The sequence below is a fragment of the Gemmatimonadota bacterium genome (assembly GCA_016720805.1).
Lineage (GTDB): Bacteria > Gemmatimonadota > Gemmatimonadetes > Gemmatimonadales > GWC2-71-9 > Palsa-1233.
In genome coordinates this window covers 869,175-889,053 of the sequence record JADKJZ010000014.1, presented here as the reverse complement: position 1 = coordinate 889,053, position 19,879 = coordinate 869,175, and the positions used below count along the sequence as shown (strand labels likewise).

The 19,879-nt window shown below is 69.4% G+C and carries 14 protein-coding genes and 2 pseudogenes; 9 read left to right on the top strand and 7 right to left on the bottom strand.

Features of this window, described 5'->3' with window-relative positions; all coding sequences use genetic code 11:
- Positions 1-148: 148 nt before the first annotated feature.
- The 4 genes and pseudogenes from IPP98_14370 to IPP98_14355 form a co-directional block, all read right to left on the bottom strand.
- A complete protein-coding gene (locus IPP98_14370; protein ID MBL0180282.1) occupies positions 149-616 on the bottom strand; it encodes an RES domain-containing protein in 468 nt (155 codons plus the stop codon).
- 7 nt (positions 617-623) lie between these two features.
- Positions 624-1,061 (bottom strand): DUF2384 domain-containing protein, encoded by a 438-nt coding sequence (locus tag IPP98_14365; GenBank protein MBL0180281.1) that lies wholly within the window; start codon positions 1,059-1,061, stop codon positions 624-626.
- Between the two features lie 135 nt (positions 1,062-1,196).
- Positions 1,197-1,684 (bottom strand): annotated as a pseudogene (locus tag IPP98_14360) (ORF6N domain-containing protein).
- Positions 1,685-1,687: 3 nt separating this feature from the next.
- A pseudogene (locus IPP98_14355) lies at positions 1,688-3,221 on the bottom strand (YifB family Mg chelatase-like AAA ATPase).
- A gap of 205 nt (positions 3,222-3,426) precedes the next feature.
- Between IPP98_14355 and IPP98_14350 the strand changes: the two are divergent.
- On the top strand, positions 3,427-5,241 hold the full coding sequence (locus IPP98_14350; GenBank protein ID MBL0180280.1) for a PQQ-binding-like beta-propeller repeat protein: 1,815 nt from the start codon (positions 3,427-3,429) through the stop codon (positions 5,239-5,241).
- Positions 5,242-5,247: 6 nt separating this feature from the next.
- On the opposite strand, the gene IPP98_14345 is transcribed toward IPP98_14350, so the two are convergent.
- The 3 genes from IPP98_14345 to IPP98_14335 all read right to left on the bottom strand — a co-directional run bounded on the left by IPP98_14345 (position 5,248) and on the right by IPP98_14335 (position 10,222).
- Entirely contained in the window at positions 5,248-5,763 is a 516-nt protein-coding gene (locus tag IPP98_14345) for a hypothetical protein (protein MBL0180279.1), read from the bottom strand.
- Positions 5,764-5,786: 23 nt separating this feature from the next.
- Positions 5,787-6,197 (bottom strand): hypothetical protein, encoded by a 411-nt coding sequence (locus tag IPP98_14340; protein MBL0180278.1) that lies wholly within the window; start codon positions 6,195-6,197, stop codon positions 5,787-5,789.
- Positions 6,198-6,268: 71 nt separating this feature from the next.
- Entirely contained in the window at positions 6,269-10,222 is a 3,954-nt protein-coding gene (locus tag IPP98_14335) for a PAS domain-containing protein (protein MBL0180277.1), read from the bottom strand.
- A gap of 33 nt (positions 10,223-10,255) precedes the next feature.
- Between IPP98_14335 and IPP98_14330 the strand changes: the two genes are divergently transcribed.
- The 8 genes from IPP98_14330 to bshB1 all read left to right on the top strand — a co-directional run bounded on the left by IPP98_14330 (position 10,256) and on the right by bshB1 (position 19,842).
- The gene (locus IPP98_14330) at positions 10,256-11,794 is read left to right on the top strand and encodes a TolC family protein (protein MBL0180276.1); all 1,539 of its coding nucleotides are present in this window, start codon (positions 10,256-10,258) and stop codon (positions 11,792-11,794) included.
- 17 nt (positions 11,795-11,811) lie between these two features.
- Positions 11,812-13,095 carry an efflux RND transporter periplasmic adaptor subunit gene (locus IPP98_14325; GenBank protein ID MBL0180275.1) on the top strand — a complete coding sequence of 428 codons (1,284 nt, stop codon included), beginning with the start codon at positions 11,812-11,814 and terminating at the stop codon, positions 13,093-13,095.
- An 8-nt stretch (positions 13,096-13,103) separates the two neighbouring features.
- Positions 13,104-13,805, top strand: coding sequence for an ABC transporter ATP-binding protein (locus IPP98_14320; GenBank protein MBL0180274.1), 702 nt, complete (start codon positions 13,104-13,106; stop codon positions 13,803-13,805).
- 1 nt (position 13,806) lies between these two features.
- Positions 13,807-15,048 (top strand): ABC transporter permease, encoded by a 1,242-nt coding sequence (locus tag IPP98_14315; GenBank protein ID MBL0180273.1) that lies wholly within the window; start codon positions 13,807-13,809, stop codon positions 15,046-15,048.
- Complete coding sequence (locus tag IPP98_14310) at positions 15,045-16,304, top strand: ABC transporter permease (protein ID MBL0180272.1); 1,260 nt, start codon at positions 15,045-15,047, stop codon at positions 16,302-16,304. The genes IPP98_14315 and IPP98_14310 overlap by 4 nt, the downstream gene beginning before the upstream one ends.
- A 144-nt stretch (positions 16,305-16,448) precedes the next feature.
- A complete protein-coding gene (locus IPP98_14305; GenBank protein MBL0180271.1) occupies positions 16,449-17,693 on the top strand; it encodes an ABC transporter permease in 1,245 nt (414 codons plus the stop codon).
- A 3-nt stretch (positions 17,694-17,696) separates the two neighbouring features.
- The gene (locus IPP98_14300) at positions 17,697-18,944 is read left to right on the top strand and encodes an ABC transporter permease (GenBank protein ID MBL0180270.1); all 1,248 of its coding nucleotides are present in this window, start codon (positions 17,697-17,699) and stop codon (positions 18,942-18,944) included.
- Between the two features lie 178 nt (positions 18,945-19,122).
- Positions 19,123-19,842, top strand: coding sequence for a bacillithiol biosynthesis deacetylase BshB1 (gene bshB1 / locus IPP98_14295; protein ID MBL0180269.1), 720 nt, complete (start codon positions 19,123-19,125; stop codon positions 19,840-19,842).
- The last annotated feature ends 37 nt before the right edge of the window (positions 19,843-19,879 follow it).

Here is a 19,879-nt window from a genome sequence, read left to right as displayed (position 1 = left end):
CCACCGCCATGACGTACTTCAGTGACTCGGGTGCGCTGCTCAATCTCGGCCTGCCTGTTGGAGGGTCGGGGAGGCATGGCTCCGCAAGCTACATCGCCGAGGCGAGTGTCGGGTCGCCACCCCGCCACCGCGAGCCGCGCCGACCCGCCTAGCCCACCGCCATCCCAAACAGTCTCCCATCCCACCGCACCGAGAACGCCGCCCCGGCCCGGATGCGCGCGAACGCGGCATGCATCGGATTGATCAGGAGGTTCCACTCGACCGGTTGCCCAGGGATCGACGGCACCCGCAGCAGCGGCGTGGCCCCGCCCCGCAGCCAGGCATCCCCCACCGCAACCGCAACGGTCGAGTCCGGCGCATCCCAGCCCGGATGCTCGGCGGGAACGAACGTCGCAATGGAGAGGTCGTCGGGGATCTCGATCACGGCGCCGTGGTGCCCAGGGGGGACGAGCAATCGCCCGACGTGCACCAGCTGCTCGAGGATGGTGGTGGCGTAGTGCTCGGAGGTGTAGATGACCGGCCGCCCGGGGGAGTTCCAGCGGGCGCCACCCATCGCCGCGCCGGTACCGTCGAGGACGGGGTAGCGCGCGGAGCAGATGCGGTACGCCAGGGGCATGCGCGGCTCAGGCCGGAAGGCCGTGCTCGATCGACCAGAGCAGTCGCTCCACCTGACGCGCCCCGATCTCCGACTCCGCGGCCTCCAACGGCGTCCGCGCTTCCAACTGGGGGTGCGGCGTCGCAAGGAACTGCTTGGCGAGCGCGGCCGACCCCCAGACGAACTCCGCCAACCCCGACAACCCCGCCAACCGCGCCAGCCGCTCGCTCTCGGCGCGCGAGAGCCGCCCAGCGACCTCACGCCGCTCCAGCGTGCTGCGCGAGCCGATGAAGCGGCGCACCTGCGGCTGGAGCAGCAGGCCGAAGTGCTTCTCCACCCGCCGCATGCTGGCATACGGCAGCCCGGCGCGCACCACGCGGTCGAGCTCCGCCACGCTGTGGGGTCGGGGCCTGAGGCCGAGCAGGGCGCCGACCTGCTCGACGGTCGGGGCAACGGCAGCGGTCATGGGGTCCATGGGAGGCTGTTCATATGGGCAATATACCTGCTCAATTGGGCAGGTCGCCACCCCGCCGTGGGCAGAGGACTGATCCTGCCCCTCAAAACCCAATCCGGTTCTGGCGCCCTCCGTCCCCCGGCGACATCAACTGCCGGATGGCATCGAACACGGCGGCGCCCCAGCCCCCCCCCCTCCCTCCCCCCCCCCCCCCCCCCCCCCCCCCCCCCCCCCCCCCGCCCCCCCCCCCCCCCCCCCCCCCCCCCCCCCCCCCCCCCCCCCCCCTCGTGGGCCCCCCCCCCCGGGGGCCCCCCCCCGGGCCCGAGGGGGCAGGGCCCCTCCTTGTTCGGTGAACGCATCGGCAGGTACTTTCGATGACCGCCACGCCCCGCTGCGGCTAAGGTCACATTTTGTGACCTTAGAGCGGCACCCTCCTCGAGAGAGAGGCGGAACATGAAATCAGGGGGGAACCGCCCAGCATTGCGTTGTACCGCCTGGTTGAGCGCTTTCACCGCGACACCATAGAGTTCCGCAAGGTCAGAATCCATCATCACCCGCTGGCCTCGAATCAGGTGGATCCGGTCCTCGAGGGAGATGACAGGGTGCGGCGGCGGCAGCGTGTCGTCGCTTCCCATTGCCTACTCCCGCCCCCGATCGAGCACCCGGTACTGGATCGCCTCGGCCACCTGCGCTGCCGTGACCTGGTCGCTCCCGGCCAGGTCGGCCAAGGTCCGCGCAAGTTTGAGCACCCGGTGGTAGGCGCGCGCCGAGAGGCCGAGGCGCTCGATGGCGCTCTTCATGACGGCCTCGGTGGCAGTGTCGAGCGGGACGTGCCGCGCCAGCTCGCGCGGCCCCATGTGCGCGTTGGCGAAGACGCCCCGGCTCCGCTTGAAGCGCTCCCGCTGCCTGGCCCGTGCCTCTTCCACCCGCGCGCGGATGGTGGCGCTCGACTCGGCACCGCCGCGCGACGTGAGGTCACCGTAGGCCACCGGCGGCACGCTCAGGTGAATGTCCATCCGATCAAGCAGCGGCCCCGAGATCCGCGAGAGATACTTCTGCACCGTGAGCGGCAGGCAGAGACACTGGCGCACCGGATCGCCGGCATAGCCGCAGGGGCATGGGTTCATCGCGGCCACGAAGAGGAAGCGCGCCGGGTAGCCGAGCGTCATCGCGGCGCGCGAGATGGTGACGTGCCCATCCTCCAGCGGCTGCCGCAGCACCTCGAGCACGTTGCTCGGCAGCTCGGCGACCTCATCGAGAAACAGCACGCCGTGATGCGCCAGCGACACCTCGCCCGGCCGCGGGATCGACCCGCCACCAATCAACCCCGCATACGACACCGTGTGATGCGGCGCCCGAAACGGCCGCTGCGTCAGCAGCGCCTCGCCCAGCGGCAGCAGTCCCGCCACCGAGTGGATACGCGTGACGTCGAGCGCCTCCGCCAACGTGAGCGACGGCAGGATGCTCGGCAGCCTCCGCGCGAGCATCGTCTTCCCCGCCCCGGGCGGCCCGATCATCAGGATGTTGTGCGCTCCCGCCGCCGCCACCTCCAGCGCCCGCTTCGCCGCGCCTTGGGCCTTCACGTCGGCGAAGTCCACGTCCGGAAACGCTGCGCCCGCCATCAACGCGGTCGCGTCGGTGCGCACCGGCTCGAGAGTGATTTCGCCACCCAGATGTCGGCACACTTCGGTGAGCGTTGCTGCGCCGCGCACCGTCACCCCCTCCACCACCGCCGCTTCCGCGACGTTGGCCGCGGGGAGGATCAGTTCGGTGCACCCCATCGCATTGGCGGCGAGCGCGATTGGCAACGCGCCACGGATCGGACGCAGGTCGCCCTCGAGCCCGAGCTCACCGAGGAAGAGTGTCCCGGCCAGGCGGTCCTCCACGATCTGCCCGCTCGCCGCGAGGATCCCCACGGCAATCGGCAGGTCGAGCGCGCTGCCGCGCTTCTGCACGTCGGCAGGCGCGAGGTTCACGGTGATGCGGCGTAGCGGGAGCTGGTAACCGGCGTTGCCCAACGCGGCAGCGACCCGTTCGCGTCCTTCCTTGACGGCACCGAGCGGGAGGCCGACGGTCGTGAACGATGGGCAGGCCGTTGGTGATGTCGACCTCGACATCGATGGCGAGGGCGTCGACGCCGAGGACGGTGGCGGAGCGGATGCGAGCGAGCAGGTGCGCCTCGAGGCAGGAGTTGCGGTAGTGTCGCCTGCACTGGGGGCATCTCCTCACCGCATCGCCGCACCATGGTGCGCCATTCCGCGGCCATCGTCAGCGAACGGTCAGGCACCGCCGCCCTCATGACACCAGACGCTGACCGGTCCCGTACCGAGGGCCACGGATCCCCCTGACCTTCCTCTCGCCCTCGGATACGTCTCGCATGCCACTCCAGCGGGCCCTCCTCGCCGCCGTCCTGCTCTCCGCCTCTGCCCGCCCTGCCTCCGCGCAAGCCACCGCGATGTTCCGCGGCGACGCCGCGCACGGTGGCCGCTACGCCGACCCGGGCGCCGCGGCCTACGGTGGCCTCCGCTGGCGCTTCCAGACCGACGGCCCCGTCCGCTCCTCGCCAGCCGTCACCACAACCACCGTCTACATCGGCAGCAACGACGGCCACCTCTATGCCCTCGACCGGCAAAGCGGCACCCTGCGCTGGAAGTCCCCGGCGCTCGGCCAGCTCTCGTCCTCGCCGGCCGTGGCCGGAGGCGTCGTCGTCATCACCACACCGACCGACACGCGCGCCTTCAATGCGCGCAATGGCGCACAGCGCTGGCGCGTTGCGCACGGGCCCGCCCTGCCGTTCCCCTGGGGCCACGAGAGCGGCGACCGCTACGTCGGCTCGCCGGTCATCAGCAATGACGTGGTGGTGGTCGGCGGCGGCGACGGCGTTGTCCGCGCCCTGACGCTCACCACCGGTGCCGTGCGCTGGAGCACGCCGCTCAACACGCGCCTCCGCTCCACGCCGGCGATCGCCGATGGCCGCGTCGTGGTCGGCGGTGTCGACGGTTCGCTCTACGCGCTCGCGCTCACAACGGGTGCGACACTCTGGCGCTTCCGCACCGTCGGCGACACGCTCCACTCCGAGAACTTCGGCTTCGATCGGCGCACCATCCAATCGTCGCCCGCCATCCAGGACGGGCTCGTGATCGTCGGTGCGCGCGACGGCTTCGGCTACGCCGTCTCGTTGCGCGATGGCGTCGAACGATGGCGCGTCGACCACAAGGTTTCCTGGATCAACGCCTCCGCAGCGCTCGCCGACGGGATGGCGATCTGGGGCTCCTCCGATGGCCACTTCATGCAGGCTGTTGAGCTCTCGACGGGCAAGGAGCGGTGGCGCGCACCGAGCGAGAACATCGTCTGGGGATCGGCAGCGGTGGCGGGCGGGATGGTCTTCGTCGGCGAGGGCTCGGGGCTGCTCCACGCGCTCGACCTGAAGAGCGGCGCCGAACGCTGGCGCTGGCGTGCCGGGGGCGGGCTCTTCTCGTCGCCCGTCGTTGCCGACAGCACGCTCTACCTCGGCAGCGACGACGGCGGTGTCTACGCCGTGGCGCTCACGGCGGGGCCGCCGCTGCAGCGCGCCGTCTTCTGGGATTCGTCACTGGTGGCGTCGACCTTTTTCCGTGGACACGAGCCGGTGCGCCACTGGCTGCGCGACCACGGCTACGCGATGCTCGACGCCAACGGCCTGACACGGTGGCTTGACGGCCAAGCGACGGGCGCGCCAAGCGTGATCGTCTTCGCGATGGATGCGCTGCCCTCGGGTGCCGCCCCCGCGCTGCGTCGCTACCTCGACCAGGGCGGCAAGGTGGTCTGGCTTGGCGTGCCGCCGACACTGTGGCCACGTGGCGCCGATGGCGGACTCGAGCTCAAGGACGTGGATCGCGAGTCGGCCACGCGCTTGCTCGGCGTCGGTTTCGAGCAGGGGAACTTCGATCCCCACGGTGCCACCAGCACGGCCGCTGGCCTGCGCTGGGGGCTCACGCGCTGGCACGTCAGCAACTGGGGCGCCGACCCGAAGACCGTCACCGACGTGCTCGCGATGGATGACGAGGGATTGGCCGCGTCGTGGGTGCGTCGATTCAGTGGACGCCCCGGGAGCGGTTTCGTGCGGTTGTTCGGCGTGGATTGGGGCGGCGTGAGCGGGGTGGCGCCGAGCGCGCTAGCGGTGCAAGTGGCGGCGGAATACTTCCCCCGCTGACCTGCGCTATTGCAGGGTGATGCCGAACACCGCCAGTCGCTTCTCGATCTCGGCGAGGATCTCGAGTTCACGCGCCATCCGTTCCTCGGGCGTGATCGTCGTGATCGGCTCCAGCCCCTCGTCGGTCCAGAGGAGGATGCGGTCGGCCTCGAAGAAGAACGCCGCGGTCGGTTGCTGCACCGCGCGCACCTCGCCGTTGACGAACCAGTACTCCGACTCGAGGGTCATCGCGCCGGCCTCGTTCGGCTCCGTCACCAGCAGCTTGCGGGGCGTGCCGTCGCGCAGCCAGACGCTGACCGTGCGCGCCTCCTGCCCCGGTTCGGCAGGTAGCACCGAATCGCGCCGCTCCATCGAGTCGAGCGCCGCGTCGATTTCCACCATCGTGAGCTTGAGCAGCGAGAGCACCGCCGCCGTGTCGCCTTCGGCGATCATCGCCGAGGAGGCCGGCGGCGGCCCCTGAAATGCAGACTCCCCGTCTGGCGGGGTGGCGTCCTTGACGCCACCACACCCGACGAGGAGCAATCCTGCGAGCAGGAGGGGACGAATTAGAAGCCGCCCGGTCCGCGCCCGCCGCCACCCATCCGCGCCGCCTGGGCAGCCTGCACCGAGTCGAACTTCTTGACCTGGTCGCCGGCAAGCAGCGCCTTGAAATCAGCGTTGAACTTGGTGCGAAGCTCGGCCGACTTCTTCATCGAGTCCGCATTGACCTCGGCCTGCGCCTGACGCTGCGCCATCATGTACTGCTGCAGCGGCATGACCTGCGCCTGGTACGCCTTGAGCAGCGCGTCGGCCTTGGTCACCTGCTCCGGGGTCAGCGTGTAGAGGGCGGTCATCGCCTCGATGTTCATCCCACGGCCGCCACCCATCCCACGGCCACCAGCGCCGCCACCACCCTGCGCCGCCAACGGGGCCGCCGCCATGACCAACATTGCCACCAGCGCGAGACGGGACTTCATAGTGTGTCACTCCGGATGATCGGTACGCCCCTGGGACGGCCCGGGAATCGGGGTCCATGGGTTCAAGGGGGTTATACGCCCCCCTCCCCCTCGGGGGTTGAGCCGCCGGGGTCTCCCCCGGCCGGCTGGAAGCGGATGGTGAACCGGGCGCCGCTTCCACTCCCTCCATCGACCGCCACGGTCCCGCCCCAACCCTCGACCAGCCGGCGGACGATCGCCAGCCCCAGTCCGGTCCCGCTGGTGGTGGTGGAGAAGGTCGGGTCGAAAATCCGCCCGACCTGGTCGGTGGGGATCCCCGGGCCGTTATCGGCGGCGGTCAGTACCCCGGCGCCCACCAGCAGCCGGATCTGGGTCGCCCCCGCCCCGCGGGCGTTGTCGACCAGATTGAGGAGCACCTGCGACAGTTCCTCCCGCCGTGCGGCGACCAGCCCTCCCGCCCCAGGCTCGACCTCCACCTCGACCGCCGTGCCATCGCCGCCCAGCGAAAAGAGCGAGGCCATTTCGCGCGCTGCCTCGACCAGGTCGATCGCCTCGAGGGGCGTAGCCACTTCGGGGAGGGCACCGTAGCGGGCAAAGGAGCGTGCGATCCGATCGAGGCGGTCGATCTCGCCGAGGAGCCGTTCGGCGGTCTGGTCGACCAGCTCGGGCAGCCCCGCACCGCCATCGGCCCGTACCCGCCGCAGATGCTGCAGTCCCAACCGCATCGGTGTCAGCGGATTCTTGATCTCATGCGCCACCTGCCGCGCCATCTCGCCCCATGCAACAATCCGGGCTGCGCGCGACGCGGCCGTGATGTCGGTCAGGGCGAGCACGAGGCCACCATCGGCGAGCGGCGCCAACGTCACGGCGAACTGCTGCTCGCCGATCTCCAGTTCACGACTCTCGGCGTCGCGTGTCGTGGGGCCGAGCAGCCGCCGCACCCCAGCCACCACCGGGGCCCAGTTCGGGGGCAGCTGCTCGAGCAGCGGCGCGCCCGTGACCACGGCGCGTCCCAGCAATTCCGTGGCGCGCGGGTTGGCGTGAATCACCAGGCCATCCGCATCGACGCCGATCACGCCGGTCGCGACGGTGCTGAGGATCGCCGCGGTGCGCGCCCGTCCGGCCTCGAGCTCGCTCTCGCTCTCCTGCAGGTCGTTGCGCATCTGCGCGATCGCGCCGAACACCGGCCCGAATTCGGCGGGGATGTCTCGTGCCGGCGGCAGCGTTTCGCGACGACCGATGGCCAGGGCGGTGCGTCGCAGCAGCTCGATCGGTTGTCCGAGCGCGCGTGCCACGAGCCCGGCAACGAGTACCGCCGCGAGTCCTCCGCCGAGTGACACGAGCAGCAGCAGCAGCAGCAGGTCGACCTGCTCCTGGGCGAGGTCGGCTTCACTGCCGGGGAGCGCACCGGCAATCAACGTCTCGGGGCTCGAGGCCCGCTCGACGCCGAGCCGCAGCCCCACACCGGGGAGCGCGACCGGCACGGCGCGCACGTCGGTTCCCGGCGCGGGCCGCACCGCGGGGTCGAGCGCGGGAGCCATCAGCCCAAGATCGGTGAGCAGCGGCAGCGAGGCGGCGACGAGCCGCCCGCGGCGATAGATGCCGAGTTCGGTGTCTTCGCGATCGGCCAGTCGTCGCAACGCCTCGAGGTCGGGCGTCGGAGCATCCGCGATGGCAAGGCCCCCGGCCACGGCGACGTCGCGAAGCGTGCGCGTCACTTCATCGGCGCGTTGCCGCGTCGCGTCACCGCGAAGGCGGAGCACCGACCAGAGCGTGAAGAGCAACGCCGGCACGATGAAGAAGGCGGCGAGTGCCGTTGCCACCGTGCGACGATACGACCGCTGGAAGACCGGTTGTGGGCGCCACACCGACGCCGTCAGCAACCACTGCACCAGCTGCCAGATGCCGAGCACGAGGAAGAGGTCGAGCAACACGACGAGGGCGGCGCGCACCGCGAAGGGGCGCTGCCGCGACATCTCGAGCTCCACGCGCACCGTCTGCGTCCGATCCCCGATGACCACCGCGCGAACCGCGGCGACCTTGCGACCGATCCGGGTGAAGGCCGAGTCGCGACGCTGCGGCCCCACACCACTCCCCAGGCTCATCCGGTAGGGCGGATCGAGGGGCGCACGCCAGCCGATCAACCGCCCGAATCGCGTGGGCACCACGAGCCGCGAGCGCGGCCCGATGGTGACCGTGGCAATGGTATCGGCGGCCAGCGGCAGGACGAGCACCTCGTGACGCCCTGCACCGCGCAGCATCGTCACGTGTCGAGGCGTCGTGCCGCCGACACGGACCAGGGAGTCGAGGTCGGCCCACACCACGTCGAGCGCATCGAGCGCGACCTGATCGCGCGGCGGGAGACCATCACTATCCCACAGGGCAAGGTGCGTCGGCACGCCCAGCCGGCGGAGTGGCGAGTCGAACCAGTCGACCAGCAGCCGATCCAGGGTGGTGGGGCGATCGCGACCGAGCGTGACGGCAAAGGAATCGAGTGCGGCGCGCGCCTCCAGATCGGGGGTGTCACCGAGTCGCGCGACGTCCGCGTTGGCCAACGCCATCCGCTGCTCGAGCGACGCACCCCACGTCGACAGCGCGGCGAGAATCCCCGCGGTCGTGGCGATGGCCACCAACCGCGCCCGTGGTGCCGTGACCGGGAGGAAGGCCGCGAAGGGGATCAACCAGAGTGGCGCATACCAGAGCGCCCACGCGGCGGGTTGCCACGCCACGATTCCGATCACGCCGATGACGACGGCGGCAATCGCGGCCGCGAAGCCCCAGCGCGACGGGGCGGCATGATCGTCCGGCGTGCGCAGTGGAGCGGAGGCCACCGCGAGGAAGGCGGCCGTCGCCAATGCCAGCACCGCCTGCCACCAGAACCAGGCGACGATCGAGGTCGAGTCCGTCACCGGCACCACGCGACGACCGACCAGCGCGACCAGCGGCGGCGCCGTCGCGAGCAGCAGGATGGACGCCACCATCCCGATCGGTGACCGGCGAAGTGGACGGCGCCAGAGCAGCACGGCGAGCAGCAACATCGCCACCGCGGCGAGCATGGCGGCGACTGCGGTCGAGCCGAGCACCGCAGGCGCGACATCGGCGCGCATGACGGCCCACAGTGGGACGAGGATCGCACCGGCACGGACGCCGGTCGGTGCGCCGCCGATCAACGTCAACAGGGCGACCACGGACATCGCGGTCGCGAGGAGCAACTTCGCCAGGTCGCGCTCGCGATCCTGCAACGCACGCTCATCGGGGGGCACCGCCGTCATCGCGACGCGCACGCCCGCCAGGGCCTCCGCGACCGTGCGGTAGCGGACCTCGCGGGCCGGCGCGTTCCAGTGCCAGCCGACGCGCTGCCACCCACCGGCACCGCGCGCGAGCGAAGCACCCGCCGTGGGGACGCCAGGCGCGGCATCGAGGAGGAGCGTCACCTGCGCCTCGCGCGTTCCGCGCGTGCGCGATACCACCGCGAGCTGCACAAAGGGGGTCGTGATCAGCGTGACCTCACCGCGGCCGGCGATCGGCGCGACCCGGTGCGGCCCGACCAGCGCGATGATCGAATCGGCCGCGAGGACAACGATCGAACGTTCCAGCGTCCCGTCGGCGGCGAGGTCGTTGAGCGGAGCCCGGTCGGCACTGCTGGCGAGACGCTGCAGGGCGTTGTCGGCGGCACGCGTCGCCGAGGCGAGGGCGGCGCCGAGGAGGCGGTCGCGGGCGGCGGTCGCCTCGGTCACCGACTCGGCCACCACCTGCGGGGCGAGTCGCTCGACCCGAAAGAGTCGGAACGCCACGGTGCCGGCGACGGCGCCCAACAGGGCCAACGCCAGACCGGCCGCCCGGAGTGCCCGTCCACCGAGCCGGAACGTCCCCACGGATGCCGCCAACGCAGCCAAGGCGGCCGACCCGGCCAGGAGCCACCCCCCATCCCGCGCCGCCTCACCCGCCAGGGCGACCACCCCCGCCCCGACCAGCCAGAATCGAATGGCCGGCAGGGTCGATGTAGCACCTTGAAACTTTGGTGGTGGCGGGGCGTATATGGCCATGTCGGTCTTTATCTCTTTACCTCAGGATGGCCCATGTCGAGTCGTGTGGTCGGCGGCATTCTTGCCCTACTGGTGGTCGCAGGCGCCCATGGCGCAGCTGCCCAGGCAGGACCTTCGCTCCCCCGTCAGCTTTCCCTTGGTGAGGCGTTGCGGCTCGCCAAGTCGAACAGCCCAACCTATCGCCAGACACTGAATGATGAGGGTCCGGCGGCCGCAGCGGTACGGGCCGCCTATGGCGCGCTCTTCCCCACCCTGAGCAGCAGCACCGGCATCAGCTACAGCCGGGCGGGGCGCCAGACCTTCGCCAACCAGGTCTTCTCGCAGGGCTCCAACACGGTCGCCTCGAACTACAATCTCTCCGCCTCGTGGAGCCTCTCGGCCCGCGAACTGATGGCACCGGGCCAGCAGAAGGCGCAGCAGCGGGTGGTGGAGGAGAATATCACCGGCGCGGGCAATACCCTCACCGCCGACGTCACGACCCAGTACCTCGCGGTGCTTCGGGCCACGGCGTCGGTCGAGGTGGCGCGCCAGCAATTGGCCCGCAACGAGGACTTCCTGACCCTGGCGCGGGCGCGCCAGCAGGTTGGCCAGACCAACATCATCGACGTGCGCACGGCCGAGGTGAATCGCGGTCGCTCGCAGGTGACGCTGCTCCGTGCGCAGCAGGCCGAGACCGACGCGAAGATCGAATTGATCCGCCGGCTCGGCATGCCGACGCAGCTCGATGTCGACTCGATCCGCCTGACCGAGACGTTCCAGCTGGTCGAGCCGACCTATCAGCTCGGCACGCTGCTGGCGGCGGCCGGTGCCGACAATCCGAGCATCCGCGCCGCCGAGGCGCAGCACGAGTCGGCGCGGATCGGCGTGCGCTCGGCCAAGGCGGCGTACCTGCCCTCCTTCTCGATCAGCACGGGGCTGAGCGGCTTCACGCAGCAGTACACCGACATCAATCCGCAGTTGGCCGGGGCCCTCGCGAGTGCGCAGGGCACCAAGTCGAACTGCGAATTCCAGAACGGGATTCTCTCGCGGCTCACGTCGGCCCATCCGGCGCCGAACGGCGGCATCATCGCCGACTGCAACAGCTACGCGGGGCTCGACGCCACCGGCGGCGCGCTGCAGGCGGACATCGCCCAGAGCATTCGCGACCGGAACAGCGGCTGGCCGTTCTCCTTCACCCGTCAGCCGTGGTCGATCTCGGCCGGGCTCTCGCTCCCGTTGTGGGACGGCTTCTCGCGGGCGCAGGCGACGTCGCAGGCGAAGGCGCAGGAAGACGATGCGCGTGAGAGCGCCCGTGCTCGCCGCCTCGAGGTGGCCGGGACGGTGCAGTCGCGCCTCGGCGCCGTGCGCACCGCCTATCAGGCTGCCATCACGCTGGAATCCAACCGGACGCTCGCGCGCGAGCAGCTGCAGTTGGCGCAGGATCGCTACCGCATCGGACAGGGCACCGCCCTGGAAGTGGCCGATGCCCAGAACGCAGTGACCCAGGCCGAGGCGGACTATGTCTCGGCCGTGTATGACTACCATCAGGCCGTCGTGGCGCTCGAAGCCGCGGTCGGTCGCCCCCTTCGCTGACGCAGAGGACACAGCCCATGTCTCGTGGAGTCAAGATCAGTCTCGGCCTCGTCGCGGTCGCCATCATCGGCGTCGTTGCCATGAAGATGAAGGGTGGCAGCGACAAGCCGGTCGAAGTGCGCCTCGAGGAGGTTGCGACCCGCGACCTCGTGTCGGCCGTGACGGCCAGCGGCAAGATCGAGGCGAAGAGCCAGGTGGATGTCTCTTCCGAGGTGACGGCGCGCATCCTGCACATCACCGTGAAGGAGGGTGACGTCGTCACGAAGGGCCAGCTGCTCGTCGAGCTGGACCAGGTGCAGTTCAAGGGCGCCGTCGACCGCGCCACCGCCTCGCTGACGTCGGTGCAGGCGCAGCTGCTGCAGGCCAAGACCAATCGCGACCAGGCCAAGCGGGCGCTGGACCGGAACCGCGAGTTGAAGCGGACCAACCCGACGCTGATCGCTGACGAGGTCCTGGAACAGTCGCAGCAGGCCTACGACGTCTCCGAGGCGTTGCTCAAGTCGAGCCAGGCGCAGGTGCAGCAGACGCAGGCCTCGCTCAAGGAGGCGCAGGACAACCTCGCCCGCACGCGGCTCTACGCCCCGATCTCAGGTCGCGTCGTCCGGCTCGCGGTGGAAGAGGGCGAAGTCGCCCAGACCGGCGCCTTCTCGCGTGACGTCGGCCTGCTGATGCGTATCGCCGATCTCTCGGTCATCCAGGCCGTGGTGAAGGTCGACGAGACCGACGTGATCCGCCTCGAACTGGGCGACTCGGTCTCCGTCGCCATCGACGCGTTCCCCGACACGGCGTTCGTCGGCAAGGTGACCAAGATCGCGAACAGCGCGGCGACGACGGCCGCCGGGACGGCCTCGGCCGACCGGGCGGTGGACTTCGAGGTCGAAGTGACGCTGACCAACCCGCCGGCCGACGTGCGCCCCGACCTGAGCATGACGGCGCGGATCGTGACCGACGTCCGGAAGGGTGCGCTCTCGATCCCGATCATCGCGCTCACCACGCGGCCGGACAGCGCCATGGGCGGCGATCAGGCCGCCGCCGCCGGTGCGCCGCTCACGACCACGAGCGACACCGCGGGCGGGAAGAAGCCGAAGGACAAGGAAGGGGTGTTCGTGGTCGAGAACGGCATCGCGCGCTTCCGCACGGTGAAGGTCGGCATCGCGGGCGACGAACACTTCGAGGTGCTGACCGGCCTCAAGAAGGGCGAGACGATCGTGGCCGGCAGCTACCAGGCGATCCGCGACCTGAAGGACTCGTCGAAGGTGAAGGCTGCGCCGGCCGGTGGCCCGGCGGTGGTGAAGCCGTGAGCGACGCAATCATTCGCCTCGCGGGCATCACCCGCGAGTACGTGATGGGGAGCGAGAAGGTGCTCGCTCTCCGCGGCGTCGATCTCGAGATCGGCCGCAACGAGTACGTCGCGATCATGGGGCCGTCGGGCTCCGGCAAGTCGACGATGATGAACATGCTCGGCTGTCTCGACACGCCGTCCGGCGGCCAGTACTGGCTGAACGGCCAGGAAGTCTCGACGATGGCCGATGACGACCTCGCCCGGGTGCGCAATCGCGAGATCGGCTTCGTCTTCCAGACGTTCAACCTGTTGCCCCGCGCCACGGCGCTGGCCAACGTGGAGTTGCCGCTGGTGTATGCCGGCGTCTCGACGCGCGAGCGGAAGCGCCGCGCAGAGGCGGCCCTGGAGCGCGTCGGGCTCGGCAACCGCATGGACCACCGTCCGAATGAGCTGTCCGGCGGTCAGCGGCAGCGCGTGGCGATCGCCCGGGCGCTGGTCAACGAACCCTCGATCCTCCTGGCCGACGAACCGACCGGCAACCTCGACTCGGCGACCAGCGTCGAGATCATGCGGGTCTTCGGCAACCTGCACGCGCAGGGCCAGACGGTCATCCTGGTGACCCACGAGCCGGACATCGCCGCGCACGCGCATCGCGTCGTGGTGCTGCGCGACGGCAAGGTCGACAGCGACCGCCGCAACGAGTCGCCCGTCAACGAGGCCGCGGCCTGAGATGCCCTTCTTCGAGGCGGTCCGGCTGGCCTGGGACTCGATCATCGCGCAGAAGCTGAAGAGCTTCTTCTCGCTGGTCGGGGTGCTGATCGGCGTGACCTTCCTGATCGCGGTGGTCTCGATCGTCCAGGGCATGAACGTCTACATGACCGACAAGTTCGCCGGCGCGCTCATCGGGGTGAACACCTTCCAGGTGCGCTCGCAGCCGAACATCCAGACCGGCGACAACAGCGACGAGCAGTGGCGCCAGTGGCAGCGCAATCCGCGGGTCACCATCGAGGATGCCGCCTTCATCAAGGAGCGGCTTTCCATCCCGGCGACGATCGCCTCGGCGGGCTACGACCAGGTGACCCTGTCGTGGCAGGGGAAGGTCGCCAAGCAGATCCAGGTGAACACGGTCGAGGCGGATTTCTTCAAGATCAAGCACTACGACATCGCCGAGGGGCGCGCCTTCTCGCCGCAGGAAGTGAACATCGGCGCGGCGGTCGTGGTGCTCGGCTCCGAACTCGGCGAGCGCCTCTTCGGGGGCCGCGATCCGATCGGGCAGACCATCGCCATCGGCGGCCTGCCGCACCGCGTCATCGGCGTGGTGGCCAAGCAGGGGACGCTCTTCGGCATCTCGCTGGACAAGTTCGTCATCACGCCGATCACCTCGCCGGCACGCCGGCTGGTGAACCGGCCGCACATCATCGATGACATCCAGATCCAGACGGCGAGCCCCGACCAGATGCGCGCCGCCATGGAAGAAGTGACGGTCCTGATGCGCGGGCGCCGAGGCCTCCGCCCCGGCCAGCCGGACAACTTCCACCTGGAGTCGGCCGAAGGGGCGCTCTCGGGGTGGGAGAAGATCTCCAAGGTGCTCTTCCTGGCCCTGCCGGGGCTGGTGGCCATCTCGCTGATCGTCGGCGGCATCGTGATCATGAACATCATGCTGATGGCGGTCACGGAGCGGACCCGCGAGATCGGCGTCCGCAAGGCGCTCGGCGCCAAGCGCCGCGACATCATGGCGCAGTTCCTCGTGGAGTCGGCGACCCTCTCGGTCACCGGCGCGGTGATGGGGATCGGCACCGGACTGCTGCTGGCGTTCGCGGTGCGTGCCTTCACCCCGCTGCCGGCCGCGGTGGCGCCCTGGTCGATCATCGTCGGCGTCGTACTCGGCATCGTGGTGGGCATGGTGGCGGGGGTGTATCCCGCGCGCCAGGCGTCCCGACTCGACCCCATTGCAGCACTGAGGCAGGAATGAGCGACTACGGACGCGGCAACTTGCTGGCCCGCGCGCTTGAGGGGGTCACCCTCGCGCTCGACTCGGTCCGCGCCTCCAAGGTGCGCGCGGCCCTCACGATTCTCGGCGTGGCGATCGGCGTCATGGTGGTGATCGCCATGGCGGCGACCATCACCGGCATCCAGAACTCGGTGAGCGAGATCGTCCAGCGCGCGGGCCCGAAGTCGTTCTACGTGATGCGCTATTTCCGCTCCGGCATCCAGATCTCGGACGGTTCGGACGAGATGTCGCCGTGGCGGAAGCGGCCGATGATGAGCCGCGAAGAGGCCGAGCTGATCAGCCGGCTGCCAGGGATTGGCGCGGTCAACATCCGCGAGTCGGCGGGGTCGCGCGTCTCCTACGGCCGCAAGGCGCTCTCCTCGGCGCAGATCGACGGGCAGAGCACCAACTGGCTCCAGGTCGAGGGCGGTGAATTGCTGCAGGGCCGCAACTTCACTCCGACCGAGGATGCCGGTGGCTCCTTCGTCGTGGTCATCAATCAGCCCGTGGCAGACGAGCTCTTCCCGGGCGTCGATCCACTGGGACGGCAGATCAAGATCTTCGGCCTCCCCTTCACGGTCGTCGGTCTCTATCAGGACCCATCCGGCCTCTTTGCCGACGAGGGACCGAAGATCGTGATCCCGCATACGACCTTCGTGAAGACCGCCGATTTTGCGTGGGGCTGGCTCAACATCGCCGTCTTCCCGAAGGAGACCGTGACGCAGGCCGAGGCGATGGATGAAGTCACGGCGGCGCTGCGCATCAAGCGGGGGCTCAAGCCAGGGGCAGAGAACAACTTCGACCTGATTTCCGGGGACAAGTTCATGGAGAGCTTCAACGACATGACCGCCGGCTTCTTCCTGGTCATGCTGGTGCTCTCGTCGGTCGGCCTGATGGTGGGCGGCGTCGGCGTCGTGGCGATCATGATGATCTCCGTCACCGAGCGCACCCGCGAGATCGGCGTCCGGAAGGCGCTCGGCGCCACCCGCGGCGAGATCCTCTTCCAGTTCCTGGTCGAGGCGGCGACGCTCACGGTCCTCGGCGGGCTCTGCGGCATGGCCATGGGGGCCGCGATCTCCTGGGGCATCCGTTCCTTCTCGCCGATCCCCGCCTCGATTCCGCTCTGGTCGATTTTCGCGGCGATCATCGCCTCGGCCGTCACCGGGATCTTCTTCGGGCTCTACCCGGCCAACCGGGCAGCGAAGCTGGATCCGGTGGAGGCGCTCAGGTACGAGTAGCTGGTGAGGGGTGAGGGGTGAGGGGGATGACGTGAAACGTGAAAGGTGAAACGGGTCCAGTGATGGGCCACGTTTCACCTCTTACGTTTTACCTCTCACCCCTCACCCCTCACCTCCCCGCCCCGCCCCCCTTACCTTCCATTCATGCCCTACTCCGAAGCCCTCCGCCTGGCGCTCCAGACCATCTGGACCTCCAAGCTCCGGGCGATCTTCACCCTCCTCGGTATCATCGTCTCTGTGGCCTTTCTCGTCACCGTTGTCGCGGTGATCCAGGGGATGAATTCGTACGTCAAGGAGAACCTCACCGGCGCGATCATCGGCAACAACGCCTTCCAGGTGCGCCGCACGCCCATATCGGTCGGGCTCCTCGACAACGACGAGATCAAGCTGCTCGCCAAGCGGCCGCTGATCTCGAAGGAGGACGCCGAGGTGGTGCGGCGCGCCCTGCCCGATGCGCAGGGGGTGGCGATCCAGTCCGGCTGGCCGACTCCGAACGCGGCGGTCATCTCAGGCAACCAATCGGTTGGCGGCGTCCTGATCTTCGGGATCACCCCCGACTATCAGCTGGTGCAGGACTACGTGATTGCCGCCGGCGAGCCGCTCAACGACATCGACATCCGCGGGCGCCGGCTCGTCACCGCCATCGGCTGGGACGTCGCCACGAAGCTCTTCCAGTCGGCCGAGGCAGCCATCGGCAAGACCGTGCGGATCGCGGGGCGGCAGTACACGGTGAAGGGCGTCTTCGCGGCGAAGGGGCAGACCCTCGGCGCCTCCTTCGATGGCTTCGCGTTGTTGCCGCTGCCGGTGTTCGAGTCGGTCTGGGGCCGCCGCCGCACGACGGTCATTTCGGTCAAGATGCGCGAGGCCGACCAGATCCCCGGCGCGATGAACCGGGCCGAGGAGGCGATGCGCCTGGCGCACCGACTGCGGCCGGGCGTGGCGAACGACTTCACCGTCGACAAGGCCGACGCGCTGCTGGCATTCTGGACCGCGCTCACGGCGCTGCTCTTCACGGTGGTGCCTGCCGTGGTCTGCATCGGCATCGTGGTCGGCGGCATCGTGATCATGAACATCATGCTGATGACCGTGAGCGAGCGGACCCGCGAAATCGGGCTGCGCAAGGCGCTCGGGGCCAACCGTCAGGACATCCGCCGGCAGTTTCTCGTCGAAACCGTGATTCTCTCGCTGCTTGGCGGCGCCATTGGCGTGCTGGCCGGCTGGACCTTTGCGGTCCTGGTGTCGACCTACTCCCCCCTGCCGGCCAAGGTGACCGGCTGGTCGGTCGGGCTCGCGCTGCTGCTCGGCGCCGGCACCGGAATGATCTTCGGCGTCTATCCCGCCACGCGCGCGGCCAAGCTCGATCCCATCACCGCCCTGCGGACGGAATAGCGCATGGCCTTCCGTGTCGGCAATATCTTCGAAGGGGTCCTGCAAGCGCTCGACGCGATGCGTGGCGCCAAGCTGCGCAGCGGGCTGACCATCCTTGGCGTCGTGATCGGCGTGACGACCGTGATGGTGATGGCCTCGCTCGTGAACGGCATCCAGACGCAGATCTTCGCCTCGGTCGAGAACGCCTCGCCGCAGACCTTCTATGTGGTGCGCTTCTTCTCGTCGGTGCCGCTCAACCCCGATCGGTTGCCGCCGGAGGTCAAGGCGCGCAAGGTGCTCGATGAGGACGATGCCGTCGCCCTGCGCCGCAGCGAGCAGATCCGCTACGCCGGGCTGATGGTCCAGGTGCAGCAGAAGGTGGAGTTCGACGGCATCCGTTCCCAGGGGTTGATGATCTACGGCGCCGACAACAGCTACCTCGAGATCCAGGGCGGCTCGCTGCTGTCGGGGCGCTTCTTCTCGCAGTCCGAACTCAAGGGCGGCCAGCCGGTCGTGGTGCTCGAGGAGGAGGTCACCGACCGGCTCTTCGGGCGGATGAACCCGCTGGGCCACGTGATCCGCATCGGCGGGACCGCCTTCACCGTGATTGGCGTCTACGCGAAGCCCGACAACATCTTCCAGCCACCCGGCGCGGCCGACGGCGGCATCGTCCCGTTCCGCGCGGCGAAGCAGAGCTTCCAGTACGACGAGACCAACTCGCTCTTCATCGCGATCCTCGCCCAGCGTGGTGTCTCGGTCCCCGTCGCGAAGGACGCCGCAATCGCCACCCTGCGTCGGTCGCGCGGTCACCGTCCGGCAACGCCGAACTCCTTCGACGTGATCACCCAGGACCAGATCCTCGACACGATCACCTCGCTGACGTCGGCGTTCTTCCTGGTGATGATCGCACTCTCCTCGGTAGCGCTGCTGGTCGGCGGCATCGGCGTGATGGCGATCATGATGGTCTCCGTCACCGACCGCACCCACGAGATCGGCCTCCGCAAGGCCCTCGGCGCCACCAGAAACGAGGTGCTCTGGCAGTTCCTCGTCGAGGCCGCCACCCTCACCGGCGTCGGCGGCATCCTCGGCATCATCGTCGGCCTCACCGTCGGCGAGCTGCTGAAGCTGGTGCTCAAGCTGGACAGCGGGGCACCGCTCTGGAGCGCCGTGGTGGCGGTCTGTGCCTCCGTGGCCATCGGCCTCGTCTTCGGGATGATCCCCGCGACCCGCGCGGCGCGGATGGATCCGGTGGAGGCGTTGCGGCACGAGTAATTGATGCTCGACGTCGGGCATCGTAGCATGCGTGAGGAAGGTCGCAGCATGCTGCGCCCCCGGCGCGCGACGCCAGCATCATCACATACGTAGGGACGGGCGCAGCATGCTGCGCCCCTACACCGTACATCGCGGTGACACCGCGATCACGACGCGACACCCACATCACGGATGTGTTATGCCCCTTGATCTCCTTGCCGCCGTCGCCCACCCGGATGATGCCGAACTCCTCGCCGGGGGAACCCTGGCCAAGGCCGTGGATGCCGGCCGCCGCGTCGGGATTCTCGATCTGACCCACGGCGAGATGGGCTCGCGTGGCAACGCGGAGATCCGCGCCCGCGAGGCTGCCGCCGCGTCGCTGGTGCTCGGCGTGACCGCACGCACCAACGCCGGATTGCCCGATGGCCACCTCGAGAACTCCGACGCGATGCGCCGCGTGGTGGTCGAGCAGCTCCGCCGCCTCAAGCCGCGCACGCTCATCCTCCCCTACCCCGTCGGTCGGCACCCGGACCATCGCGTCGCCTCCGAACTGATTCGCGACGCCTGTTTCCTCTCGGGGCTCAAGAACTACCCCGCTGACGGCGAGCCGTGGAAGCCGCTGAAGGTGGTCTACGCATTTGCCTACCGCGAAGACGCCGTGAAGCCGAGCTTCGTCGTCGACACCTCGGCGCACTTCGAACGGAAGCTGAAGGCGGTGGCGTGCTACGCCTCGCAGTTCACCGCCGACACGATCCAGGCCGGCGAGCTCTACCCGACCGGGCAGCCGATCCTCGACCTGATCCGCACCCAGGATGCCCACGCCGGCTCGCTGATCCGGGCAGCCTACGGGGAGCCGTTCTGGACCGCCGAGACCATGGCGGTGGACGACATCACCCGGCTGGGCGTCGCCTCGCTGTAACGTCACCGCCGCGTACCAATCCGGTAACTCCTAACTC